Origin of the sequence: uncultured Anaerofustis sp. (assembly GCF_938029165.1) — a bacterium.
In the GTDB taxonomy this organism is placed as follows: Bacteria; Bacillota; Clostridia; order Eubacteriales; family Anaerofustaceae; genus Anaerofustis.
Map to the genome: position 1 here is coordinate 1 of NZ_CALHFB010000050.1, position 22790 is coordinate 22790.

General features: G+C 32.4%; 26 protein-coding genes. 11 read left to right on the forward strand and 15 right to left on the reverse strand.

The window, feature by feature from the left end; translation table 11 throughout:
* From Q0516_RS09015 to Q0516_RS09045, 7 genes are all read right to left on the reverse strand, one after another.
* Positions 1-88 (reverse strand): GTP-binding protein (locus Q0516_RS09015; protein ID WP_294465629.1); only part of this gene is annotated, 88 nt, incomplete at its 3' end.
* A gap of 28 nt (positions 89-116) precedes the next feature.
* The gene (gene fusA / locus Q0516_RS09020) at positions 117-2183 is read right to left on the reverse strand and encodes an elongation factor G (RefSeq protein WP_294464962.1); all 2067 of its coding nucleotides are present in this window, start codon (positions 2181-2183) and stop codon (positions 117-119) included.
* Positions 2184-2195: 12 nt separating this feature from the next.
* Positions 2196-2666 carry a 30S ribosomal protein S7 gene (rpsG, locus tag Q0516_RS09025; RefSeq protein WP_257481111.1) on the reverse strand — a complete coding sequence of 157 codons (471 nt, stop codon included), beginning with the start codon at positions 2664-2666 and terminating at the stop codon, positions 2196-2198.
* Between the two features lie 122 nt (positions 2667-2788).
* On the reverse strand, positions 2789-3154 hold the full coding sequence (gene rpsL / locus Q0516_RS09030) for a 30S ribosomal protein S12 (protein ID WP_007048810.1): 366 nt from the start codon (positions 3152-3154) through the stop codon (positions 2789-2791).
* A complete protein-coding gene (locus Q0516_RS09035) occupies positions 3141-3419 on the reverse strand; it encodes a ribosomal L7Ae/L30e/S12e/Gadd45 family protein (protein ID WP_007048809.1) in 279 nt (92 codons plus the stop codon). Before Q0516_RS09035 ends, rpsL begins: the two co-directional genes overlap by 14 nt.
* 457 nt (positions 3420-3876) lie before the next feature.
* A complete protein-coding gene (locus tag Q0516_RS09040) occupies positions 3877-4440 on the reverse strand; it encodes a hypothetical protein (RefSeq protein ID WP_294464981.1) in 564 nt (187 codons plus the stop codon).
* Positions 4441-4546: 106 nt separating this feature from the next.
* Positions 4547-5254 carry a 4Fe-4S dicluster domain-containing protein gene (locus Q0516_RS09045; RefSeq protein WP_294464984.1) on the reverse strand — a complete coding sequence of 236 codons (708 nt, stop codon included), beginning with the start codon at positions 5252-5254 and terminating at the stop codon, positions 4547-4549.
* A gap of 98 nt (positions 5255-5352) precedes the next feature.
* Here Q0516_RS09045 and Q0516_RS09050 point away from each other — a divergent pair, with 98 nt between their 5' ends.
* On the forward strand, positions 5353-6009 hold the full coding sequence (locus Q0516_RS09050; RefSeq protein WP_294464987.1) for a Crp/Fnr family transcriptional regulator: 657 nt from the start codon (positions 5353-5355) through the stop codon (positions 6007-6009).
* A 152-nt stretch (positions 6010-6161) separates the two neighbouring features.
* Here the strand turns inward: Q0516_RS09050 and fliB are convergent, their stop codons facing one another.
* From fliB to Q0516_RS09065, 3 genes are all read right to left on the reverse strand, one after another.
* Positions 6162-7268, reverse strand: coding sequence for a flagellin lysine-N-methylase (gene fliB, locus Q0516_RS09055; protein WP_294464990.1), 1107 nt, complete (start codon positions 7266-7268; stop codon positions 6162-6164).
* A 188-nt stretch (positions 7269-7456) separates the two neighbouring features.
* Positions 7457-8014 (reverse strand): hypothetical protein, encoded by a 558-nt coding sequence (locus tag Q0516_RS09060; protein WP_294464993.1) that lies wholly within the window; start codon positions 8012-8014, stop codon positions 7457-7459.
* Between the two features lie 109 nt (positions 8015-8123).
* A complete protein-coding gene (locus tag Q0516_RS09065; protein ID WP_294464996.1) occupies positions 8124-9011 on the reverse strand; it encodes a DegV family protein in 888 nt (295 codons plus the stop codon).
* Between the two features lie 219 nt (positions 9012-9230).
* Here Q0516_RS09065 and yqfC point away from each other — a divergent pair, with 219 nt between their 5' ends.
* The 9 genes from yqfC to yajC are packed head-to-tail and all read left to right on the forward strand — an operon-like array spanning position 9231 to position 16936.
* A complete protein-coding gene (gene yqfC / locus Q0516_RS09070; RefSeq protein WP_257481118.1) occupies positions 9231-9509 on the forward strand; it encodes a sporulation protein YqfC in 279 nt (92 codons plus the stop codon).
* Between the two features lie 9 nt (positions 9510-9518).
* Positions 9519-10703, forward strand: coding sequence for a sporulation protein YqfD (locus Q0516_RS09075; protein WP_257481119.1), 1185 nt, complete (start codon positions 9519-9521; stop codon positions 10701-10703).
* A 37-nt stretch (positions 10704-10740) separates the two neighbouring features.
* Positions 10741-11685 (forward strand): PhoH family protein, encoded by a 945-nt coding sequence (locus Q0516_RS09080; RefSeq protein ID WP_257481127.1) that lies wholly within the window; start codon positions 10741-10743, stop codon positions 11683-11685.
* Positions 11651-13729, forward strand: a complete 2079-nt coding sequence (locus Q0516_RS09085) for an HDIG domain-containing metalloprotein (RefSeq protein WP_294465002.1) — start codon at positions 11651-11653, stop codon at positions 13727-13729. The genes Q0516_RS09080 and Q0516_RS09085 overlap by 35 nt, the downstream gene beginning before the upstream one ends.
* Positions 13730-13749: 20 nt before the next feature.
* Positions 13750-14208 carry an rRNA maturation RNase YbeY gene (gene ybeY / locus Q0516_RS09090; protein ID WP_294465004.1) on the forward strand — a complete coding sequence of 153 codons (459 nt, stop codon included), beginning with the start codon at positions 13750-13752 and terminating at the stop codon, positions 14206-14208.
* Positions 14209-14217: 9 nt separating this feature from the next.
* On the forward strand, positions 14218-14592 hold the full coding sequence (locus Q0516_RS09095) for a diacylglycerol kinase family protein (RefSeq protein WP_294465009.1): 375 nt from the start codon (positions 14218-14220) through the stop codon (positions 14590-14592).
* A gap of 3 nt (positions 14593-14595) precedes the next feature.
* The gene (gene era / locus Q0516_RS09100; protein WP_294465012.1) at positions 14596-15504 is read left to right on the forward strand and encodes a GTPase Era; all 909 of its coding nucleotides are present in this window, start codon (positions 14596-14598) and stop codon (positions 15502-15504) included.
* Positions 15505-15507: 3 nt separating this feature from the next.
* Positions 15508-16626, forward strand: a complete 1119-nt coding sequence (gene tgt, locus Q0516_RS09105; protein WP_294465013.1) for a tRNA guanosine(34) transglycosylase Tgt — start codon at positions 15508-15510, stop codon at positions 16624-16626.
* Between the two features lie 25 nt (positions 16627-16651).
* Complete coding sequence (gene yajC, locus Q0516_RS09110; protein ID WP_257481125.1) at positions 16652-16936, forward strand: preprotein translocase subunit YajC; 285 nt, start codon at positions 16652-16654, stop codon at positions 16934-16936.
* A 23-nt stretch (positions 16937-16959) separates the two neighbouring features.
* Here yajC and Q0516_RS09115 read toward each other — a convergent pair whose 3' ends face one another.
* The 4 genes from Q0516_RS09115 to Q0516_RS09130 all read right to left on the reverse strand — a co-directional run bounded on the left by Q0516_RS09115 (position 16960) and on the right by Q0516_RS09130 (position 21167).
* Positions 16960-17568, reverse strand: a complete 609-nt coding sequence (locus Q0516_RS09115) for a recombinase family protein (protein WP_294465018.1) — start codon at positions 17566-17568, stop codon at positions 16960-16962.
* An 82-nt stretch (positions 17569-17650) separates the two neighbouring features.
* Positions 17651-19432 (reverse strand): leucine-rich repeat protein, encoded by a 1782-nt coding sequence (locus Q0516_RS09120; protein WP_294465022.1) that lies wholly within the window; start codon positions 19430-19432, stop codon positions 17651-17653.
* A gap of 386 nt (positions 19433-19818) precedes the next feature.
* Complete coding sequence (locus Q0516_RS09125) at positions 19819-20244, reverse strand: C-GCAxxG-C-C family protein (protein WP_257480772.1); 426 nt, start codon at positions 20242-20244, stop codon at positions 19819-19821.
* Between the two features lie 44 nt (positions 20245-20288).
* Positions 20289-21167: a LysR family transcriptional regulator gene (locus Q0516_RS09130; RefSeq protein WP_294465027.1), complete on the reverse strand. Its 879-nt coding sequence runs from the start codon at positions 21165-21167 to the stop codon at positions 20289-20291.
* Between the two features lie 137 nt (positions 21168-21304).
* On the opposite strand from Q0516_RS09130, the gene Q0516_RS09135 reads away from it, so the two are divergent.
* Positions 21305-22312, forward strand: coding sequence for a YeiH family protein (locus Q0516_RS09135; RefSeq protein WP_257480774.1), 1008 nt, complete (start codon positions 21305-21307; stop codon positions 22310-22312).
* Between the two features lie 27 nt (positions 22313-22339).
* Here the strand turns inward: Q0516_RS09135 and Q0516_RS09140 are convergent, their stop codons facing one another.
* Positions 22340-22783 (reverse strand): C-GCAxxG-C-C family protein, encoded by a 444-nt coding sequence (locus tag Q0516_RS09140; protein ID WP_257480775.1) that lies wholly within the window; start codon positions 22781-22783, stop codon positions 22340-22342.
* Positions 22784-22790 lie beyond the last annotated feature (7 nt).

Consider the following 22790-nt stretch of genomic DNA (forward strand, 5'->3'; position numbering starts at 1 on the left):
CTGTCAATGTTGTCTTTCCGTGGTCTACGTGTCCGATCGTTCCGATATTTACATGTGGTTTCGTTCTTTCGTATTTTTCTCTTGCCATTTTCTTTCTCCTTAATCTAAATATATAATTATTCGTTTTTAAGTTTATCTAACATACTTTGTGGCGCTGGTTCATAATGCGAGAATGTCAAAGTATGTGTACCTCTACCTTGAGTCTTGCTTCTTAAATCAGTTGTGTATTGGAACATTTCCGATAACGGAACAAATCCTCTAAGTGTTTGAACACCATTATTAAGTTCCATACCTTCTATTTTACCTCTTCTTGATGTCAAGTCACCCATAACATCTCCAAGGTATTCTTCAGGAACAACAACTTCGATTTTGAAGATAGGTTCAACAAGAACTGGACCTGCTTTAGCCATAGCATCTTTGAATGCCATAGAACCCGCCAATTTGAAGGCCATTTCAGATGAATCGACATCATGATATGAACCATCAACTAATCTAACTTTAACATCAAGAACTTCGTATCCGGCAACTATACCGGATTCCATTGCTCCTTGAATACCTTTGCTAACAGGTTCGATGTATTCCTTAGGAATAGCACCACCAACGATTTCGCTGACAAATTCATATCCTTTGCCTTCTTCGTTTGGTTCGATTTCAATAACAACATGACCGTATTGTCCTCTACCACCTGATTGCTTAGCATATTTGTAATCAGATCTTGCAGGTTTTGTAATTGCCTCTTTGAATGCTACCTGTGGCTTACCTACATTAGCTTCTACCTTGAATTCTCTAAGAAGTCTGTCTACGATGATTTCAAGATGAAGTTCACCCATACCTTCGATAATTGTCTGACCGGTTTCATCATCAGTCTTAAATCTGAATGTTGGGTCTTCTTCCGCTAATTTAACCAAAGCTGTAATCATTTTTTCCTGTCCCGCTTTAGTCTTAGGCTCAATAGCTACAGAGATAACAGGATCAGGGAACTCGATAGATTCAAGCAATACTTGTGAATTTTCAGCACATAAAGTATCACCTGTCGTAGTATCTTTAAGACCTACGATAGCTACGATATCACCAGTTCTGATTTCATCTATTTGTTTTCTGTCGTTGGCATGCATCCTTAAGATACGGCCAACTCTTTCTTTTCTTCCTTTTGTTGAGTTATATACATAAGAACCACTCTTAAGTGTTCCGGAATAAACTCTTGTAAATGCTAATTTACCAACAAACGGATCCGCCATGATTTTAAATGCCAATGCTGAGAATGGTTCGTCATCGCTTGGATGTCTTTCCATTTCTTCACCTGTCTTCGGATTATGACCTACCATAGCAGGCACATCAAGTGGTGAAGGCATTAAATTAACTACAGCGTCAATCAACATTTGAACACCTTTATTCTTAAATGCTGTACCGCAAAGAACAGGGATAAAATCAAGACCTATAACGCCTGCTCTTAAAGCTGCAATAATTTCTTTTTCAGAAATTTCTTCACCTTCAAGATATTTTTCCATGATTTCTTCGCTGTTTACAGAAATTTCTTCTAAAAGTTTTTCTCTATACTCTTCAGCTTTATCTACCATATCTGCAGGGATTTCTGTTTCTTCGATATCTATACCTTCATCATCATGATAGATGAAAGCTTTCATCTTAACTAAGTCGATGATACCTACGAAATCTTCCTCTGCACCGATCGGTAATTGAATAGGCACCGGATTTGCACCAAGTCTTTCACTAATCATGTTAACAACATTATAGAAGTCAGCTCCCATAATATCCATTTTATTAATAAAAGCAATTCTTGGAACATTGTATTTATCAGCTTGTCTCCATACTGTTTCACTTTGAGGTTCAACCCCACCCTTAGCACAGAAAACAGCAACAGAGCTGTCTAGTACTCTAAGTGAACGCTGAACTTCTACTGTAAAGTCAACGTGTCCCGGTGTATCAATGATGTTTATTTCATGACCTTTCCAGTGACATGTTGTAGCGGCAGAAGTAATTGTAATACCTCTTTCCTGTTCTTGTTCCATCCAGTCCATTTGTGCTCCGCCTTCATGAGTTTCCCCAATCTTGTGGATCTTTCCTGTATAGAATAAGATTCTTTCAGTAGTAGTGGTTTTACCAGCATCGATATGAGCCATAATTCCGATATTTCTTACTTTATCTAAACTAAACTCTCTACCCATCTTTTAATCACCTTACCATTTAAAATGAGCGAAAGCTTTATTAGCATCTGCCATTTTATGAGTATCTTCTTTCTTCTTAACTGACGAACCTGTATTATTGAGTGCATCAATGATTTCAGCAGCCAGTCTTTCTTTCATTGTCTTTTCGCCTCTTGCTCTTGTATAAGTTATAAGCCATCTAAGACCTAAAGTTTGTCTTCTTTCCGGTCTGATGTCCATTGGTACTTGGTATGTTGCACCACCGACTCTTCTGGCTTTTACTTCTAATGAAGGCATAATATTATTTAAAGCTTCTTCAAAAGCTTCTAATGGATCTTTTCCTGTTTTTTCAGCTACGATGTCAAACGCACCGTAAACAATTTTTTGCGCTACTCCTTTTTTTCCGTCAAGCATAACATTGTTCAGTAACTTTGTTACTAAAACAGATTTATACATCGGATCAGGTAGCACCTCTCTCTTTGGTACTGGACCTTTTCTTGGCACTGTACTTCCCTCCTAATAATTTGAATTTTTTCATTGGTACTCGATAAGTAAAATTTATCGTTGTGCTCTATATATCACGTATATAGGTATAAGGCTTGCCTTATAGTTCAACACATTATAAATTATTTCTTAGCACCGTATTTACTTCTAGATTGTTTTCTGTCAGCAACTCCTTGAGTATCAAGTGCTCCTCTAATAATCTTATAACGTACACCTGGTAAGTCTTTTACTCTACCGCCTTTAACCATAACAACACTATGTTCTTGTAAGTTATGACCGATTCCTGGGATGTAAGCTGTAACTTCCATTCCGTTAACTAGTCTGACTCTGGCAATTTTTCTCATAGCTGAGTTTGGTTTTTTAGGTGTAGCAGTTCTTACAACTGTGCACACTCCTCTTTTTTGAGGGTTAGATTTAAGAGCAGGAGATTTAGTTTTGTAAACTAATTCTTTTCTACCTTTTCTTACTAATTGATTAACTGTTGGCATTAAACCTTATTCCTCCTTCCTCGTTTTTTAATATACAAGCAACGGCAGCATCTAAGCTGATATTGCATGCTTTGCCTAATTCTTCTTTTCTGTCCACTTCTTCTATAGCTACATGATTTTTATTACAAATTTTTACGATTTTTTCTCTTATTGCCTCGTCTGTGTCTTTAGCTAAAAACACCTTTAAAGCATTATTCTGTTCAACTGCTTTTAAAGTCTGTTTTGTGCCAACCACATGTTGTGATTTAGATATTTCATCAAGCATTTTTTCAACTCCTTCGCACAGTCAGCCTAAAAAGTGTAACAAAAAAACCTTTCAATGTCAATAAAAATCGGCATTTCAAGCATTTTTTTTACACTTATAAAAATCCGCTATAAATACTATATAATAAAAAACACTTATAAAATATATTTTATACCTTTTTAATCAAAAAAACCATATTTTTCTAATATTTTACATAATTTTTTACACTTATCAGCGTAAAAATTATACTTAAAATAAACATTCCCAGAAATGTATAATTGATTACTGATAAGTTTATTTTAAATAAGCAAAAATATACGCTGAAAAATCCAAGTATTAAATTTAGTAAACAAAATAAAATTACAAAAAAACCATTTATCTTTTTCATATCATCACCTTAATATAGAGTTTATATAAAACAAATGGTATAATTTGTAAAATATTATATTATAAAAAAATAAAGCTATATTTTATAGCTTTATTTTATATTTATTGTAGTGGTATAAACACATCCGTTTTCAACAAGATCATAATCTTTCTTATCAGTATCATTGATTATTGCATCAATATAATATTCTCCGGAAGTAAAGTTACCTGTCTCTACGTTGATGTCTTCACTTATTTCTCCGCTGACATTCTCTATGGTTTTATCAAAGACATATTTTTTATCCTTTTTGGAATATATTCCGATAAAAATTTGTGTATTTCCGTCTTCGAATATATCTTTTGCTTTAAGAGTTAACTTTAAAGTATCACCCTTGTCGAAGCTGTCACCTTCCTCTACATTGTCTATGAAAATATTGCCTTCACTAAAATCATCTTCGTCATCACCGAATAAACCGGAAAAGAATTCACCGATACCGGAACTGTCTTTTTTGTCCTGTGTCTTATTTTCCAAACTATTTGTAATATTATTACCTGCATCTTTAACTTCTTCGGAATAATTAGAAAAGAAGAATACGATTCCACCGACCAATAATGCAATAAGTACTAAAAATGTTATAACTACAATAATCAGATTTTTAACTGAATTGTTTTTCATTAATTTACTCCCATAATATCTCTATAATAAATTAAGTAAACAAATTCTAACATAAAAATCCATTATCTACAACAAACTTTTATTAACATGATCATAATATGTAAATTTATAAACGGTCAATGATCCTTCCGTCGGTAGAAATCGTAACGATATTCCAAGGAATAAACTTTCCGCTTTTCTTTAAAGCTTCCTTTAAGGCATGTTCGATACCTCCGCAGCATGGGACTTCCATTCTTGTAAGAGTTATACTCCTGATTTTATTTTGATTTATTATTTCATATAATTTCTCACTATAATCCACACTGTCTAATTTTGGACAGCCTATTAAAGTTATATGATCCTTTATAAAATCGCTGTGAAAATTTCCGTAAGCATAAGCACTGCAGTCTGCTGCAATCAGAAGTTTTGCATTATCAAAGTAAGGTGCATTGACGGGAGCCAGCTTTATTTGAACAGGCCACTGAGTAAGCATACTCTCAGCATTATTAGAAGTGTTGGATATATTATTAATATTTCTTACTATTTTTTTTGAATTACTTCCCACACATCCGCATGGAAGTTTTTCACCTTGTTGTTTTTTCATCATATTTTTCTTTACAGCCTCTTCATCATATTCCAATGCTTCTCTTTCTTCAAAAGATATCGCTCCAGTAGGACAAGTTGGAAGACAGTCTCCAAGTCCGTCGCAGTAATCATCCCTTAATAATCTCGCCTTACCGTCAACCATACCTATAGCTCCTTCATGACATGCATTGACACATAACTCACATCCGTTACATTTATCTTCATCTATTTTTATTATTCTTCTTTTCATAATAATCTCCTTAAAATTATTCTTATTGATTTTGTAATGTAAGTTTACTATACTAATAATTAATAATACGTTGCATTTGCAACCAAAAGGAATAAAATATGAAAAAATATATAAATGTTTTAACTGGCTCAATTTTATTTAAAAATATAAAAGAAGAACAAATTAATGAAATTTTAAAATTGGGAGATTTCAATATAAAAGAATACGATAAAAATGAGTATATATATCATAAAGAAGACACAGTGAAAAAATTTGGTATACTTTTATCGGGGAAAGCTTCGATAATAAAAGAAGACTACTGGGGAAATAAAAATATAGTTGCAAATATAAATAAAGGAGATTTATTTGCTGAGATATTCTCCATATTATATGAAGAACCGCTGAATGTAAGCGTAGTCTCAACAGAAAATTCAAGAATACTTTTTATCAATATCAGTAATATACTAAATTCTAATAAAAGCTCTGAAGCTATAAATATATTTACAAAAAATATTTTAAGAATAATATCTAAAAAGACTTTAATATTAAACAAGAAAATAGAATACTTATCAAAAAGAAATTTAAGAGATAAAATACTTTCATTTTTATCCGACCAAGCACAGTTAAATGGAAATAAATCATTTTATATCCCATTTGACAGACAGCAAATGGCTGACTTTTTAGCAACAGACAGAAGTGCATTATCGAGAGAACTTTCAAATATTCAAAAAGAAGGATTGATCGAATATAATAAAAATCATTTTATATTAAAATAAAAAAACTAATTACATGAAAGAAAATAAAAAACATTTAATATCCTATCATTAATTATAATTAACACCTTTTAAGGTTTTAAAGTAAAACAACACTTTTAAAACACTTATTTACTCAATGAATAAAAATAAACAGTTTGTTTTTATAAGCTGTTTTATTTTTTGTTACCTGTTAACAAATCATTTATATCTATTTTTGACATAAGGTCTTCCATTTTATCAAGATTTAAATCAGAATGTTCAAGTTCTCTTGAATACCTATAAGCGAGTTCTAATTTTGTTTCCTTTTGTATACAATTGTTATCATCAAAATTTTGTATAAAACTTTCCGCCTTACATATATTTTCCCAAATCAATGTACTTACTACAGCCATTTTTACTTTGGATAACACATCGTAATCGTACACCGCCAAGCAAAAATATATAAACACAAAATATATCATCATTTGTTCTAATTCTATATCAGAAACAACAGGAGATTTAAAATCTTTATCTGAGAAATCTCTAATAGCATTTTTCCATTTATTTAAATCTCTTCCCCATTCTTCATCTAACTTTTCCAGCTCATCCAATAAATTTAATATATTTAGTATCCCATCTTTATTTAATCCTACTTTGAGGTTGTCATTATAGGATATTTTACGAGATTTATAAACATCTAAAATATCTTCGATACCAAATATATTATCATTGTCTATTTTTTCTTGAATATGATTTGACAGATTTAAAACTTTCGCCATACAAACGTAAATATCTTCATTCCTGTTTTGCAGTATTTCTATGATTACCTTTCTGCTCTCTATAAGTGCGGAATATAAAAATATATCAAAGTCTTCATCTTCGGTACCTTCAATATCATCTTCGGTCGTTATGAATTTAACGATATTCTCATTCTCTAAAATAATTTTAGCGGCAGAAGGGCAAGAAAGCGCAAGAGAAATTTCCCTCTCATTATCATATTCTTCAATATGAGAAGGATAAGTCCTGCAGGTTTCACACATCATATCCGCACCTATTTGAATATGTATATCACAAAGATTTTTTTCATTTAAAAATGCACATCTTTTATTATGCTGTTTAAATATCCCCTCTTTCCAGTTGACAGAATTTTTAAGTCTGTTACCGAAAGGACCTTCTATACTTCTATATTCTTTAAGAGAATTTTTATCAATCACGATTTTCCAGCCCTCGCAGCAGCTTAAGGGACATTTATCAGCCAAACAATAGAATTTATCATAATAATCCGGAACTGTATATAACATACTTTCCTCCACAGATATAATTTTTATGTCATATTATACTACAATCACACTTTTTATTAAATATTAATGATGATTATATATAAATAAAATAAAAAGTCATTTATTATATAAATGACTTTTTTATGTTATGAATAATAATTAAATTTATAATAATTACTTTTATTACCAAAACTAATTAAATACCTATATTATCTACAGCATTTCTTACATGGAGTATACCCCATGTTTTTTGCCTTTGATAAAGTGGTTTTTATAGGATGTCTGACACAAGAACTTTTCGCATGATATTTTTTTCCTGTCCTTGTTATATATACAACGCTGCCGACATTATGACTGCCAGAAGGTTTCTTGACTTTCCCGGATTTTACAGGTTTCGTAAAAGGACTCTTGCCTGATGAATTTACAGCTCTTACTTTATAATAATATTTCTTCCCTGTCTTTACCTTTTTATCTGTGTACCTATTGGATTTTACCGTCTTTATTTTTTTATATTTGCTGGATTTCTTCGTGGAACGATAAATCTCATATTTTTTAGCATTCTTTGACTTTTTAAAAGATATTTTTACTTTCTTAACGCCGGCTTTTGCTTTAAGTTTTGCAGGCTTTGCAGGTTTCTGTTCCTTGACAGCCACATATACATTCTTTGTATTTATGTATCCTTCACTACCTGCATTTATAACAGGAACGAAAGAAAATGCAAACATACACATGACTAAAACACATACAAATTTCTTTACAGTTTTCATAATTTCTCCCTTTTTAAATAATATTTGTATTATTATTTTATCACATATTCCGACAAATCCAAACAAAAAGAGTCCCTTAAGGACTCCTTCTTTATGCTGTTTTATCTTACTAATCCACTCTTTTATCACCGATAAAGAACAAAGCAACTGTACCAGGTCCCGTGTGAGAACCTATTGTTGTACCTACACTGTTAATGATTACCCTGCCGTCTAACTCAGGAAATTTACCTTCTATCTTTTCGGCTACGATTTTTGCATCTTCGATACAGTTCGAATGGGATATATAGCATTTACCGCTGTATTTAAGTCCGCCCTCAGCATGCTCTTCCATTCTTTTAACAATTTCTTCGATTACTCTTTTTTTGCCTCTATACTTACTTCTTGGTATCAATTTACCGTCAAAGCTCATATTTAAAAGAGGACAAATCTTTAAAGCCGTACCAAATATAGCAGATGTACGGGATATCCTTCCTCCTCTGAAATAACTTGTTAAATCCGTTGAGAAAAACCAATGATGGATATTTAATCTATTTTCCTCTACCCATTTTGTCAATTCGTCTATATTTAATCCTTCTTTTTGTTTTTCCCTTGCCAGTGTCACAAGCAACCCATATCCCGAAGAGGCTCCCAGAGAATCTACAACTATGACTTTCCTTTCGGGATACTTTTTATTCATCATATCTTTAGCTATGTTTGCTGAATTTATCGTTCCGCTTATACCGCTGGATAATGTGATATGGAGGACATCTTTGCCATTTTTTAGTATGGGTTCAAACAGTTCCACATATTCCTCGGGACTTATTTGTGAAGTCGTAGGCACAGCTCCGTCAGAAATCATTTTATAAAATTTATCAAATGGAATACTTTTACCTAAATCGTCTGCATAGGTTTTACCGTCCAATATATAATGAAAATATGCAAGAGGTATTTCATTTTCTTTAAAAAATTCCTCACTCATATCAGCAGTTGAGCAGCATGTAATTATATAATCACTCATTATTATTACGTCCTTTCTTATTAAAATGTTAGTTAGAACTAATTATTATTATAGCATAAAGGAAATAAAAGGAAAATAATATGTAATGAAATACTTTTATTTTTTATTAACTCTAAAATATCCCCATAAATATATTTTTATTTTTAATAATAAAAAAAATAGTTAATTATTCTTATTCCATATTTACATAAATACAAAGGATTATCATATACATTTAACATGAAAAATTTTATTAACGACACCAAAGAAAAATTAACAAAGTCTCTTCAGCTTCCCGAAGAAATACTTTTAGAAAAACTTAATATAGAAATCATGGGCAATGAGAAAATGAATATCATAAACCATAAAGGAATTATATACTACAGCCCCGAAAACATAAGGATAAATACGTCTTCCGGGCTATTATCAATCAACGGAAAAGATTTACTATTATCCACTCTAATAAGTGAAGAACTGATTATAGAAGGTCAGATAACATCAATCGAATACATCATATAGGAGTAAACTATGCTTATTTTAAAATTCTATCATTATATTATGGGATATTACCTAGTAGAGATAAAAGGACTCCATCCCGAAAAATATATCAATTTAATTAATCACAATAACATATCCATTTGGGATATAAAGAAACTTGATAAAACAACATTAGTATTTAAAATCATGCTGACAGATTTTGAAAAAGCCGAACGGATTGCAAAAAGAGCTCAATACATAATAGAAATTAAAAATGAATATGGTAAAAAGTCTGTTTTGGGGTCACTAAAAAAAAGAAGAGTTTTTATTTTTAGTGCCTTTTTAATTTCTGCTATTATTTTTGCTTTCTCTTTTTTCATTTGGGATATTAAAATAATAGGAACGGACAGGATAGACAGAAACGATATATTAAGCACACTGGAAGATGCGGGATTTAAAGAAGGATGCTATAAATACGGAGTAGATAAAAAAGAGATATCAAAAGTGTTATTAAACACATACCATGATTTATCCGATGTGACAATAGATTATAAAGGAACACAGGCTAACATCAAACTCGTTGAAAAAAATACACCTATAAAAAAATTTAACAAATCAAAAGCAGTAGATTTGGTTGCAGGCAAAGGCGGAAAAATAGAAAGCATAATTGCCTATAATGGTATAAAAAAAGTAAAAAAAGGTGATAAAGTAAAAAAAGGCAGTTTACTTATAAGCGGTAAAATCAAATACGAAGGAAAAGAAGGCGATATAAAACATTATTACATCCACGCCATGGGAGATGTTTTTATAAACACCACTTACACTTATAAAGATATAATAATTAATCCATATGTTATAAAGGACAGTGACGAGTTCACAAAAGAAACTGCTTATTCATTTAAAAACAGGACCATTAACTATAAAAAAACTGTAGCAAACAAGAGCTATATCGGAGTAAAAGAAGAAAAAAAGAAAGTAAAAATACTTTTTATCCCCATACCTATAGAGCAAAGTACGACAAAATGGTATAATATAAACAATTTAGAGAAAAAAGACAAAAATCAGATAAAAAAAGAAGTCATAGATGTGTTAAATAAAACCCAAAATATTGACAAAGACAACATAGTTGATATATATTTAAGTATTGATACATTAGATAACAATTATTACAGTATCACTGCGAAAGTGAAAATAAAAGAAAATATAGTAGAAGAAAGACAAATAAACAAAAAATAAGGAGATTTAATTGGAAAATTTCACTATAAATCTTGAAATGCCGAAAGAAATCGAGGATATCGTCTTGGTTTTCGGCAGTAATGACAAATATATAAAGTCTACAGAGGAGCATTTTAATGTCAAAATCACACTTAGAGATAATGTCATAAAAATCCAAGGTGAAGAAGAAACGAATGTATCCAAGGCAAAGGAACTTATCGGATGTATGATAAACAGAGTAAACGAAAATACAGCCATTACGGATCAAACATTCAATTATCTTCTAAGCTTAATAGAAGAAAACAAAAAAAACATATCAAATTTTGATCAGGTAATATGTTATACATTCAAAGGTAAACCAATAAAGACAAAGACTATAGGACAAAGTGCGTTTATTAATGCAACAAAAAGAAACGACATAGTATTTTCGATAGGACCTGCAGGAACAGGTAAGACTTATCTTGCAGTCGCACTTGCGGTAAAAGCATTAAAAAACGGTGATGTTTCCAGAATAATACTTACAAGACCGGCAGTAGAGGCGGGAGAAAGCCTCGGATTTTTACCGGGAGATTTAAAAGAAAAAATAGACCCTTATTTAAAACCTTTATATGACGCACTGTTTGAGATAATGGGAAGTGAGTCTTATGAACGAAATACAGCGAGAGGACATATAGAAATAGCTCCTCTTGCTTATATGAGGGGAAGGACACTTAATGATTCCTTCATTATATTGGATGAAGCACAAAACACGACGAAAGAACAAATGAAGATGTTTTTAACCAGACTTGGAGAAGGCTCAAAAGCAGTTGTAACAGGCGATGTGACCCAAGTCGATTTACCGAGCGGTAAAAAATCGGGACTTATATATTCGGAAAGGATACTAAATAAAGTTGAAGGAGTGGACTTTGTACATCTAACAAAAAAAGACGTTGTAAGAAACCCTTTAGTACAAAGGATCATAGAAGCTTATGAAACATACGAAACAAAAAAACAAAGAGACTAATATTTCTATTTTCTTCGAAAACATGAAAACCAACAGGAAAGTTAAATTATCCATTGCCGTAATATTCTTTATTTTGGCATTTATTTTAACTTTCATAAGTTCTATCCCTCAAAGATACGATTTGGAAGTTGGACAAGTTGCTTCGGAAGACATCATTGCACCCAGAAAAATAGTAAATACTTCTCTTACAAACAGTTTAAAAGATCAGGCAGTAAGTCAGACACCAAACGTTTATGACTATATCCCGGGGACAAAAGAATCTGTTGAAACTAATATAAATAAGTTATTTAAAGAAATAACAAATATAAAAGATAAAGATTTGACAGATGAGAACATTAAGATATACAATTCAAAATCAGGGATAGATTTAACAAAGGAAACTTATCAAGCACTTATAAAGCAAGATGCAGCTTCATTAAAGCAAATAAAAAAAGATATATTATCCTTACTGGATAACCTTTATAAAGATGAAGTCATATCCGACAGTATGAATACTTATTATAAGAAAATAAATAAGCATTATACTTCATCATCATTTAATCACGAAGTAAGCGAAGCCTTAAAGGAAGTGGTTAAAAACAGTTTAAAGGCCAATATGGTTTTAAACGAAGATGCTACTAACCAAGCTAAATTAAATGCAAAGAATGCGGTTGAAGATATTACTTACGAACCCGGCGAGGTTATAATTAAAAAAGGAGACATCATAACCCAAAATCAGATAAATGTACTAAAAGAAGGCTCACTGATAAGAAGCGGCATTTTTGATGATTATAACAGCATAATAGGGATCGCGGCAATGCTTCTGTTCCTAATGTTGGTATACATTTTATATTTAAGGACTTTTCATAAAGATATATTCTACAATAATAAAATGCTGGCATTGATAGCATGTCAGTTCCTGCTTATGATAGTACTAGCTCAGCTGGCAAGCTTATTTAATATATATTTGATACCCGTGTCAATTATGAGTATGACTTTATGTATACTTTTAAGTCCGAGAATAGCAATCAATACAAACGTATTTATAGTTTTATTCTTATCCGTCGCACTGGATATCAACACCGAAGCAATAGTGTTCTTACTATTATCGGGATTTGTAGGGATATTATATATGCAAAGAGTCCAGGAAAGAAGCAAAATATACAAAGCTGCCATAATAGTAAGTGCGGCTAATATGATAATAGTACTTATATATAGTATACTAAGAAATACTCTTGGAGTGAGCATGGTATATAACATAATGTATGCGGGTATAAACGGAGTACTTTCAGGCGTAGTTTCAATGGGCATGATGTTATTTTGGGAATATATATTCAATATACTTACCCCATTCAAACTCCTTGAATTGTCAAGCCCTACAAATGAACTTATGAGAAAACTTATAACGGGAGCACCGGGGACTTATCATCACTGTCTGCTCGTAGGTAACCTTGCACAAGAGGCATGCAGTGAAATAGGTGCAAACGGACTATTGGCAAGAGTCGGAGCATATTACCATGATATCGGTAAATGTGAAAAACCTTTATTCTTCAGTGAAAATCAGCAGCACGGGAATAATCCACATGACCATTTGGACCCTAACGTATCCGTCAGGATAATAAAAAATCATGTAAGCGACGGAGTATACCTTGCAAACAAATACAGATTACCAAGAGAAATAATAGATTTTATAAAGACCCACCACGGAGATGCACTAATTCAATTTTTCTATTACAAAGAAAAAAGCAGAGGTGTTGAGCCTGATATAAAAACTTATTCATATGACGGACCAAGACCAACGACAATAGAAACATCCGTTGTCTTGCTGGCAGACGGAGTCGAAGCAGCAGTCAAGAGCCTCGATACCGGCAACAAAGAAGCAATTAGAGCTATGATAGATAAAATAGTAAGCAGTAAAATAGCTGATCACCAGCTTGACAATTCACCGCTTAAAATGCAGGACATAGATGTAATAAAGAAGACATTTTTCAGAGTATTAACAGGGGTATATCATGAAAGAGTGCAGTACCCCGAACAGGAAAAAAGTATCAACACAACAAAGTAACAAAAGAGGTAACAATAAACATGATAGAAACCGAAGTACTATTTGACAACAGAAGCGGCAAAGATGTAAGCGAAGAAACTTATAATAAAATTGAACTTGCGATAAACAAAACATTGGAATATGAAAACTTTACAAAACCCTCACAGGTAAGCGTTTCACTTGTAAACGGCGAAGAGATAAAAACACTAAACAATTACTATAGGAATATAGATAAAACAACCGATGTTTTATCTTTTCCTATGGATGATGATGAATTCGAAGACGAAGTAATTATTCTCGGAGATGTTGTTTTATGCTTAGACAAAGCAAAGGAACAATCCATAGAATTCAAACACAGTTTAGACAGGGAAATATGTTATTTGACCGTTCATTCGACACTTCATCTTTTAGGCTTTGACCATATGAAAGAAGAAGAAAAAAAAGAAATGCGTGTGCATGAAGAAAAAGTGATGAATATTTTAGACTTACCTAGAGAATAAGGAGTAGATATGATAAGACATATAAAAAGACTATTTAAAAGCTTTAGATATGCCTGGCATGGCGTTCAATATAATTTCAGGACACAGCAAAACTTTAAGATCCACTGCACATGTGCGGTACTTGCAATAATCGGAGCGATTATTCTAAAGTTCTCATATTTTGAATGGATCGCACTTGGATTTACTATATTTTTAGTAATAATACTGGAAGCGGTAAATACTGCAATAGAAGAAGCTGTAAACTGTGCAACAAAAGAAATGAATGAAAATGCAAAGAGAGCAAAAGACTCAGCCGCATGCGCAGTCTTGATAGGTGCTTTTATGGCGGTTTTAATGGGCGCGGTACTTTATATACCAAAAATAATAAATTTAATACGAGGATAATCAATGAACAATAATTTTAAAAGCGGATTTATATCAATAGTGGGCAGAACGAACGTAGGAAAATCTACACTTCTTAATTTACTACTGGGACAAAAAATATCAATAGTCTCAAACAGACCTCAAACCACAAGAAACAATATAAGATGTATAAGAACAACTGATACTTCACAAATGGTATTTATCGATACCCCCGGATTTCATAAACCCAAAAGCAAATTATCCGATTACATGGTAGAAGTAGCGGGAGAATCCTATAAAGAAGTAGATGTCATTCTATTTTTAGTGGAAGAAGACACAACAATAGGAAAAGGAGATGAATTTTTAATTGAAAAATTAAAAAAAGAAAAAACTCCGGTGATCCTCGTAATAAACAAGATAGATAAGATAACAAAAGATGAAATACTGGGAAAAATAAAATTATATGAAAAGTATGATTTTATTAAAGAAATAGTACCGATAAGTGCTATAAAAGGCGAAAACATCAACGAACTAGTAGAAGTAATAGAAAAATATCTACCTATAGGACCTATGTATTTCCCCGAAGATATGGTAACGGACAGAAGCGAAAGATTTGTAATAAGCGAACTTATCAGAGAAAAGATCCTGCGTTCTTTAAAAGAAGAAATACCTCACGGGACAGCCGTAGAGATAATGTTAATGAAAAAAAGAGATAACAAAGATCTCTACGATATAGAAGCTAATATCTATACGGAAAGAGAAAATCATAAAAGGATCATCATAGGTAAAAACGGTTCAATGCTTAAGAAAATCGGCTCTTCATCGAGAAGAGAAATCGAAGAAATGCTCGGTACAAAGGTAAATCTTAAGCTTTGGGTTAAGGTTAAAGATGAATGGAGAGATAAACCTAATATTTTAAATTCTCTCGGATATAACAAAAAGGATGAGCTGTAAAATATGAGTGCAATAAAATATGAACTTATTAAAGAAGATAAACGAAGCGGAGCCAGAGTCGGAAAAATAATAACTCCTCACGGGGAGATACCGACTCCTATTTTTATGCCGGTAGGGACCAGAGCTACAGTCAAAGCAATGCTCCCCGAAAGTTTAAAAGAGATAAATGCAAAAATAATCCTCGGAAATACATATCATCTATATTTAAGACCAGGAGATGATATAATAAAAAAAGCAGGCGGACTTCATAAATTTATGAATTGGGACAGACCTATTCTTACCGACAGCGGAGGGTTTCAAGTATTTTCACTAAGTAAAACGAATGATATTACAGAAGAGGGGGTTACATTCAGAAGTCATATAGACGGAAGCCGTCATTTTATAAGCCCTGAAAAATCAATGGAGATACAAAATAATTTAGGTTCAGACATTATGATGGCATTCGATGAATGTGTTCCTTACGGAGCAGATAAAAAATATACAAAAGACTCCCTTGAAATGACTACAAGATGGGCAAAAAGATGTAAAGAAGCACATAAAAACACTGAGAACCAAGGACTCTTTGGCATCGTACAAGGAGGAATGTTCAAAGATTTAAGAAAACAATCGGCAGAGCAGTTGATCGATTTGGATTTTCCGGGATATGCACTGGGAGGACTAAGTGTCGGAGAACCCATGGATATGATGTTTGATTTACTGGATTATACAACTCCCCTGCTTCCCAAAGGTAAGCCTAGATATTTGATGGGTGTAGGAAGCCCTGATGCGCTTTTAGAAGGAGTTAAAAGCGGTATAGATATGTTTGACTGCGTACTGCAAACAAGAATGGCAAGAAACGGGACAGCACTTACAAGTAATGGGAAAGTAACTCTTAAAAATGCAAAATATAAAGAAGACTTTACTCCTTTGGACAGTAAATGCGACTGTTATGTATGCAGGAATTATACAAAAGCATACTTAAGACATTTGGTAATATGCAAAGAGATACTCTCCAGTATGTTGGTAAGCTATCATAATCTATATTTTACTTTGAAACTTATGGAAAATATGAGAAATGCTATAATGAATGATAGATTTTTGGAATTTAAGCATGAGTTTGAGAAAGAATATGGTATAATATAAAAATAAAAAGCGAGGATAGAAACTTATGGGACAAGATTTTATAGTGATGATTGGCATTATTGTCGTTCTATTTGGAATAACATATTTTATGACAATCAGACCACAACAAAAAAGGTTTAAAGAACATCAAAATTTACTTAACGAATTAAAAAACGGCGATGAAGTAATGACTGCCGGAGGCTTTATAGGAAAAGTAGTAAGTGTAGAAGAAGATACTGCCGTAATAGCATTGGAACCTGACGGGATTAATGCCAAAATCAACAGACAATCAATAGTCTCTAATATGACACAAAATAAAACAGTAGACTAAAAAAGACGCCTAAGCGTCTTTTTTTATGCAAATAAATCTCCTCTTACTATCCTTTTGGTCCATCTTAAAAAGGTCTGGTAAGAAACATTAAGTTTCTCAGCTGCATCTCTTGAAGAAACCTGCCCGTTTTTCCATAAATCATATAAAGAGAAAAACTCATCGGGAACATCAAGCCTTGGTCTGCCAAATTTCACACCTTTTTCCTTAGCTATTTTTATTCCTTCTTTTTGTCTTTGTTTTATGTTTTCTCTTTCCGACTGTGCAACGTAACTTAGAAGCTGAAGAACAATATCGGCAATCAACGTTCCGGTCAAATCCCTTCCTTCTCTGGTATCCAAAAGAGGCATATCCATAACGACAATATCAATATCTCTCTCTTTAGTAAGTATTCTCCACTGGTCTAAAATCTCATCATAATTTCTGCCAAGCCTATCAATACTCTTAACTACCAGAACATCACCTTTCTTCATTTTTTTAAGTAACTTTTTATAGTTAGGTCTATTGAAGTTTTTACCGCTTATTTTATCTACTATGATGTTCTTTTCTTCGATGGGAAAATTCCTCATAGCTTCAATCTGCCTAGCTATATTCTGCTCTTTTGTTGACACCCTCACATAACCATAAATTTTCATGTTAAAATACCTCCATTTAATTTTTTTCCTAAATTAGGAAATTTATTCATATGAAGATACATAAAATATTAATAAAAGGAAATCACCTCACCCTAACCCTAACAACCCTAGAAAAACTAGACTTATACTTTCCGCTAACTCCCCTTACCTTATAATAATAAACCCTTCTCCCCTTTACTCCCTTATCCACATAACTCCTATTTCTCGTCACCTTTATCCTCTTATACCCGCTCCTCTTCTTAGTCGATCTGTATATCTCGTACTTACTCGCTCCCAAACTCTTACCGTAACTTATTTTCGCCTTCTTCTTTGTGCTCTTTAACTTTACTTTTGCTATCTTCTTCGGGTATACTTTTATCTTTACCGTCCCCTTCTTCCCGCTCCCGTCTTTCGCTATCACACTCACACTGCAGCTTCCCGCTCTCTTCCCGCTAACAACTCCCTTTGAACTTACACTGCATACTTTACTGCTTGAAACATATCTAAACGTCTTATTATAAGCACTTGAAGGCGATACACTTATCGACATTTTATATCTATTCCCAACCTCAAGCCTCTTACTTCCCGCTTTTGGTTTTACTTTACTCACATATATTAACTTCGGTATCTTTGTTATATTTATCCTGCTCTTACACCTGCTGCAATGTCTGGATTTCTCTCCGTAAGACTTATATGTAGACTTCTTATCCGTTACATATCCTCCGTAACTATGTCCCAATGCCTCGCTATTCTTCTGTGTAACAGGTAAGGAACAATATATACACTTCTTAGTAACAGTCCCTATTGATGTACAAGTTGCTTTCTTGTAAACGATATTATCATCACAATAATCATGAGCTCTACATTTCTTAAATTCCACTTCCACGTTATAATCTAAGTTACCGACAGTAAACTCATAAGGTTTTGAAATATAGTATCCGTTTACTTTGACTTTATATATATTACCGATATCACTGCTTATATTTATTTTTATCTTGCTTCCGACTTTTACAGATACTGCTTCTTTTATTATATCATCTCCGCACCTTAATTCTGCACTTCCGCCGGAATTATACTTTAAACTCAAGGAAACATACTTATTCGTTATATCCTCACTTGGATATATATCATCGGTTATTTCCACAATAGAATTATTATGTATCTTAAAATCATCAGCCACACCCTTTAGCGCATTCTTACCTATACCGGTAACACCTCTCGGTATTGTAATACTCTTCAAAGAACTGCAGCCGCTAAAACAGCTTTCACCTATAGTTTTCAGATTTTCAGGAAGACAAATACTTTCAAGTTTCTTACAACCATAAAAAACACTTTCTCCTATATCTGTTATATCATCCGTCATCGTTATATTCCTTAAGGATATACACCCGAAAAAAGTATTTTTTTCTATAGTTTTTATCGAGCAGGACAGATTTACATTTTCAAGAGAAGTACATTTATTAAATGCACTTTCGCCTATCTTTTTTACTCCCTGAGGTATATTTACAGAAGTCAGACTTTTACAATCCGCAAAAGAATTTTCGTCTATTTCTTTTAAATTTTTATTAAATATTACTTCCTTTAAATTTGAAAGAGACGAAAATGTATTTCTTGATATTTTTACTAGACTTTTATTCAACGTTACTTTTTCTATATCAGACCAACAAAAAGAATATTCCCCGAGGCTTACAACTTTCTTACCACATATTTCATCGGGAATAACTACTTCTTTATCATTTCCCATATAACTTTCTATTTCAATATTTCCCTCAGAAAGTTCTTTATATGTATACTCTTCGTTCGACGCCTTTACAACGCCTCCTCGAAAAGATAATATTACTAACACAAATATTATAATACCAAATAGTCTTACGGATTTCTTCATCTCATACTTCCCCCTATTTTATACTACTTTAATATTCTACTATCCTACTAAATGCTTCTTGTACGAAAAATAGGGTTATTTATGTTTTGATTGATTTTTTATCCTTTTTTGACTCCTTTTTGTCTTATTTTTAATCTTCTCTTTACTTTCTTTTTATCTACCTCCTAATTATTCTTTCTTTTACCTCATTATTTTTTACATTACTTTCCTTTCTCTTTTACTCTCATTCATCGTTCCTCCTTACTTTATTATTACTTCTCCTTATTACTAACTTATTATTCTATACTACTTTTATTCAGCATTACCTTATATACTGATTTTTACTTCCTTTATTACTTATTTATCTCATTAAAAAAAGTCCTTTATATGGACTTTTTTACCTTATTCTATTCGAAATATTTCTTTAATAAATATTTTTCTATTATTTCGGCACTGTCATGAACACATCCGTCACAGCTTCTGATTGGAGGTCTGTCCATACCTACGCTTTTTAATTCCTTACATCTAACTGTAGTATTCATTTCTTTAAACTTGTCAGCCAATTCCTTACCTAATGTAAGTGATTTGATTTTTGTTTTAGGTTCTTTTAAATTCTTATCGCTGTTTAAAAGTCCGGCAAGCATGATCATACCGCACACACTTCCACATGTTTCCTGCATCCTTGCAATACCCGTTCCGAAAGCTTCAGACATAGCAAAGGCTGTTTCTTCATCAAGCCCAAGCAAATCACAATATGTACATACTACCGCCTGCGCACAGTTATAACCGCTTTTAAACTTATCTACCGCAATATCAACTCTTGATTTTTCCATAAACTTTTTACTCCTTTTCAATTGCCCTTTTTAATATTCTATACCTATTTAATAAAATCTTCAAATATTTTATAATAATAATTTTTGTATTTACTGTTTTTTCTCCAAATCAAATTAAAATCATGTTCTATCTTAAAGTCTTTGATATGTAATTTAACAAGTTCATTATTCTTGAGTTCCTTTTTAACAGCGGCTTCATACAAAAATGTAATACCTAAATCGCTTTTTACTAATTCCTTTATTACTTTGATATTATTTATTTCAATCGTATTACTAAAATCATTTATGCTTATACTTCTGTTTTCCAAATATTTTTCAATCAGTTCTCTGCTCCCCGAACCTGTTTCTCTTATTATAAGTCTTTGATTTAATAAATCCTCCAAAGATAAGTTTTTACTATATATTTTATTCTTTTTACTGCAAACTCCTATATAGTTTTCAGCAGATACTTTTATATAGTCAAACTCATTTTTCGGAAAATTACCTTCGATAATCGCAAAATCAATATTTCCATTATTGATATAATTTAAAAGTTCATTCGTATTAGCAACGAGGACCTTCATATTTACATTATCATTATCCTTTAAATACTTCCTTATCTTATCCGGCATAAGATATTCGCCGATTGTCAAAGTTGTACCAAAGTTTAATTGTAAATTTTTATTACCAATCAAACCTATTTCACTTCTTAATTTCAAATCATCATGCTTAAGAGTTGTTATATAATTTAGGAATACTTCCCCTTCTTTCGTTAAAGAAAGCTTTTTAGATTTATAGTTAAATAGTTTAATATTATAACTGCTTTCCAAAAATTTAATATGCTGAGTAGCCGCAGGCTGAGTGATATTCAAACTTTTAGCCGCCTTGGTTATGTTCATTTGTTTGCAAACTTCCAAAAAAGTATCAATCCTAAAATCTAACATTTTATATAATTCTCCTTTAAAATATCATAACATATTTTTATATATAAATAAATATTTATAATTTTAAATTATTTATAAATAATGGTAAAATATCAAAGTAAATCAAAAATCATATAAAAATAATCAAAGGAGAAAATATGGCATTTATAAAACAAAACATCAAAGGAATAATTTTATGTCTGATCATTGCTGTTCCCGCCTGGTTTTTGGGAAAACTTGTTCCCGTAGTGGGAGGTCCTGTATTTGCAATACTTATGGGAATGGTGATAAATTATGTTATAAAAGACAAATCTTCATATAAGTCGGGAATAACTTTCACATCAAAGAAGATACTTCAGTACGCGGTTATACTGCTTGGATTCGGCATGAACTTAACGGATATATTAATGAAAGGAAAACAATCCCTTCCAATCATTATAGCAACTATCACAACTTCACTTGTCATTTCATATGTAATATGCAAACTACTGAAAATACCTTCAAAAATATCTACTTTGGTAGGTGTGGGTTCTTCCATATGCGGAGGTTCTGCAATTGCTGCAACGGCACCTGTAATAGATGCAAACGACGAAGAGATAGCCCAGGCTATATCAGTAATATTTTTATTTAATGTGATAGCTGCCTTGATATTCCCAGCACTGGGGTCATTTTTAGGCTTATCCAACGAAGGGTTCGGATTATTCGCAGGTACCGCAATAAACGATACATCATCGGTAACCGCGGCTGCCGCAGCATGGGACGGGATACACATGAGCAATACTTTGGAAGCGGCAACGATAGTGAAACTAACAAGAACGCTTGCAATAATTCCTATCACTTTAGTACTTGCTTTTATAAGAACGAGAAAAGAAGAAAAAGCAGAAGGCGGAAATGTAAGTCTAAAAAAAATATTCCCATTTTTTATTCTTTACTTCGTTTTAGCAGCTGTTGTTACCACTGTGTTCAATCTATCTCCGGTAATAACAACTCCTCTGAAAGAACTAAGCAAATTCTTTATAATAATGGCTATGGCTGCTATAGGGATAAATACAAATATAGTACACCTAATAAAATCAGAAACGAAGCCTATATTTATGGGTGCCTGCTGCTGGGTAGGAATAGCTGCAGTAAGTCTTATTATGCAGCATATACTGGGTATTTGGTAAAATAAAAAGACGCTAAAAGCGTCTTTTTTATATATAATCTTTTATAAATCCTTCAAATAACGTTCCCGCTTCTTCCATAACTTTAAGACATCCTCTTACCGGATCCATATATCTCGGTCTTATGTATGAACAGTTTATGGAACCGAATTTTTCAGTGTAAACTTCAACCCACTTTTTTACTATTTCTTTCATCTTTTCATTTGTGGAAGGTTTATCTTCGGTAAACATAAGTCCTATTGCGGCTACTCCTCCGGCAAAAGCACCGCAGGTATTTCCGGTCTGAATACCAAATCCGTAAGGAGCAAGCATTTTAAATACCTTATCGTCAATATCCAGTTCATACTTTATTTTTAAAGCCTCAATCAAAGTCTCACCGCAGTTTTTATGATATAAAGCTTTTTCACTATCCGATTTTAAATTTTCCTCTTTTTTGATGTCAGCAATGACATCGACCATACTTTTATCTATCATATTTTAC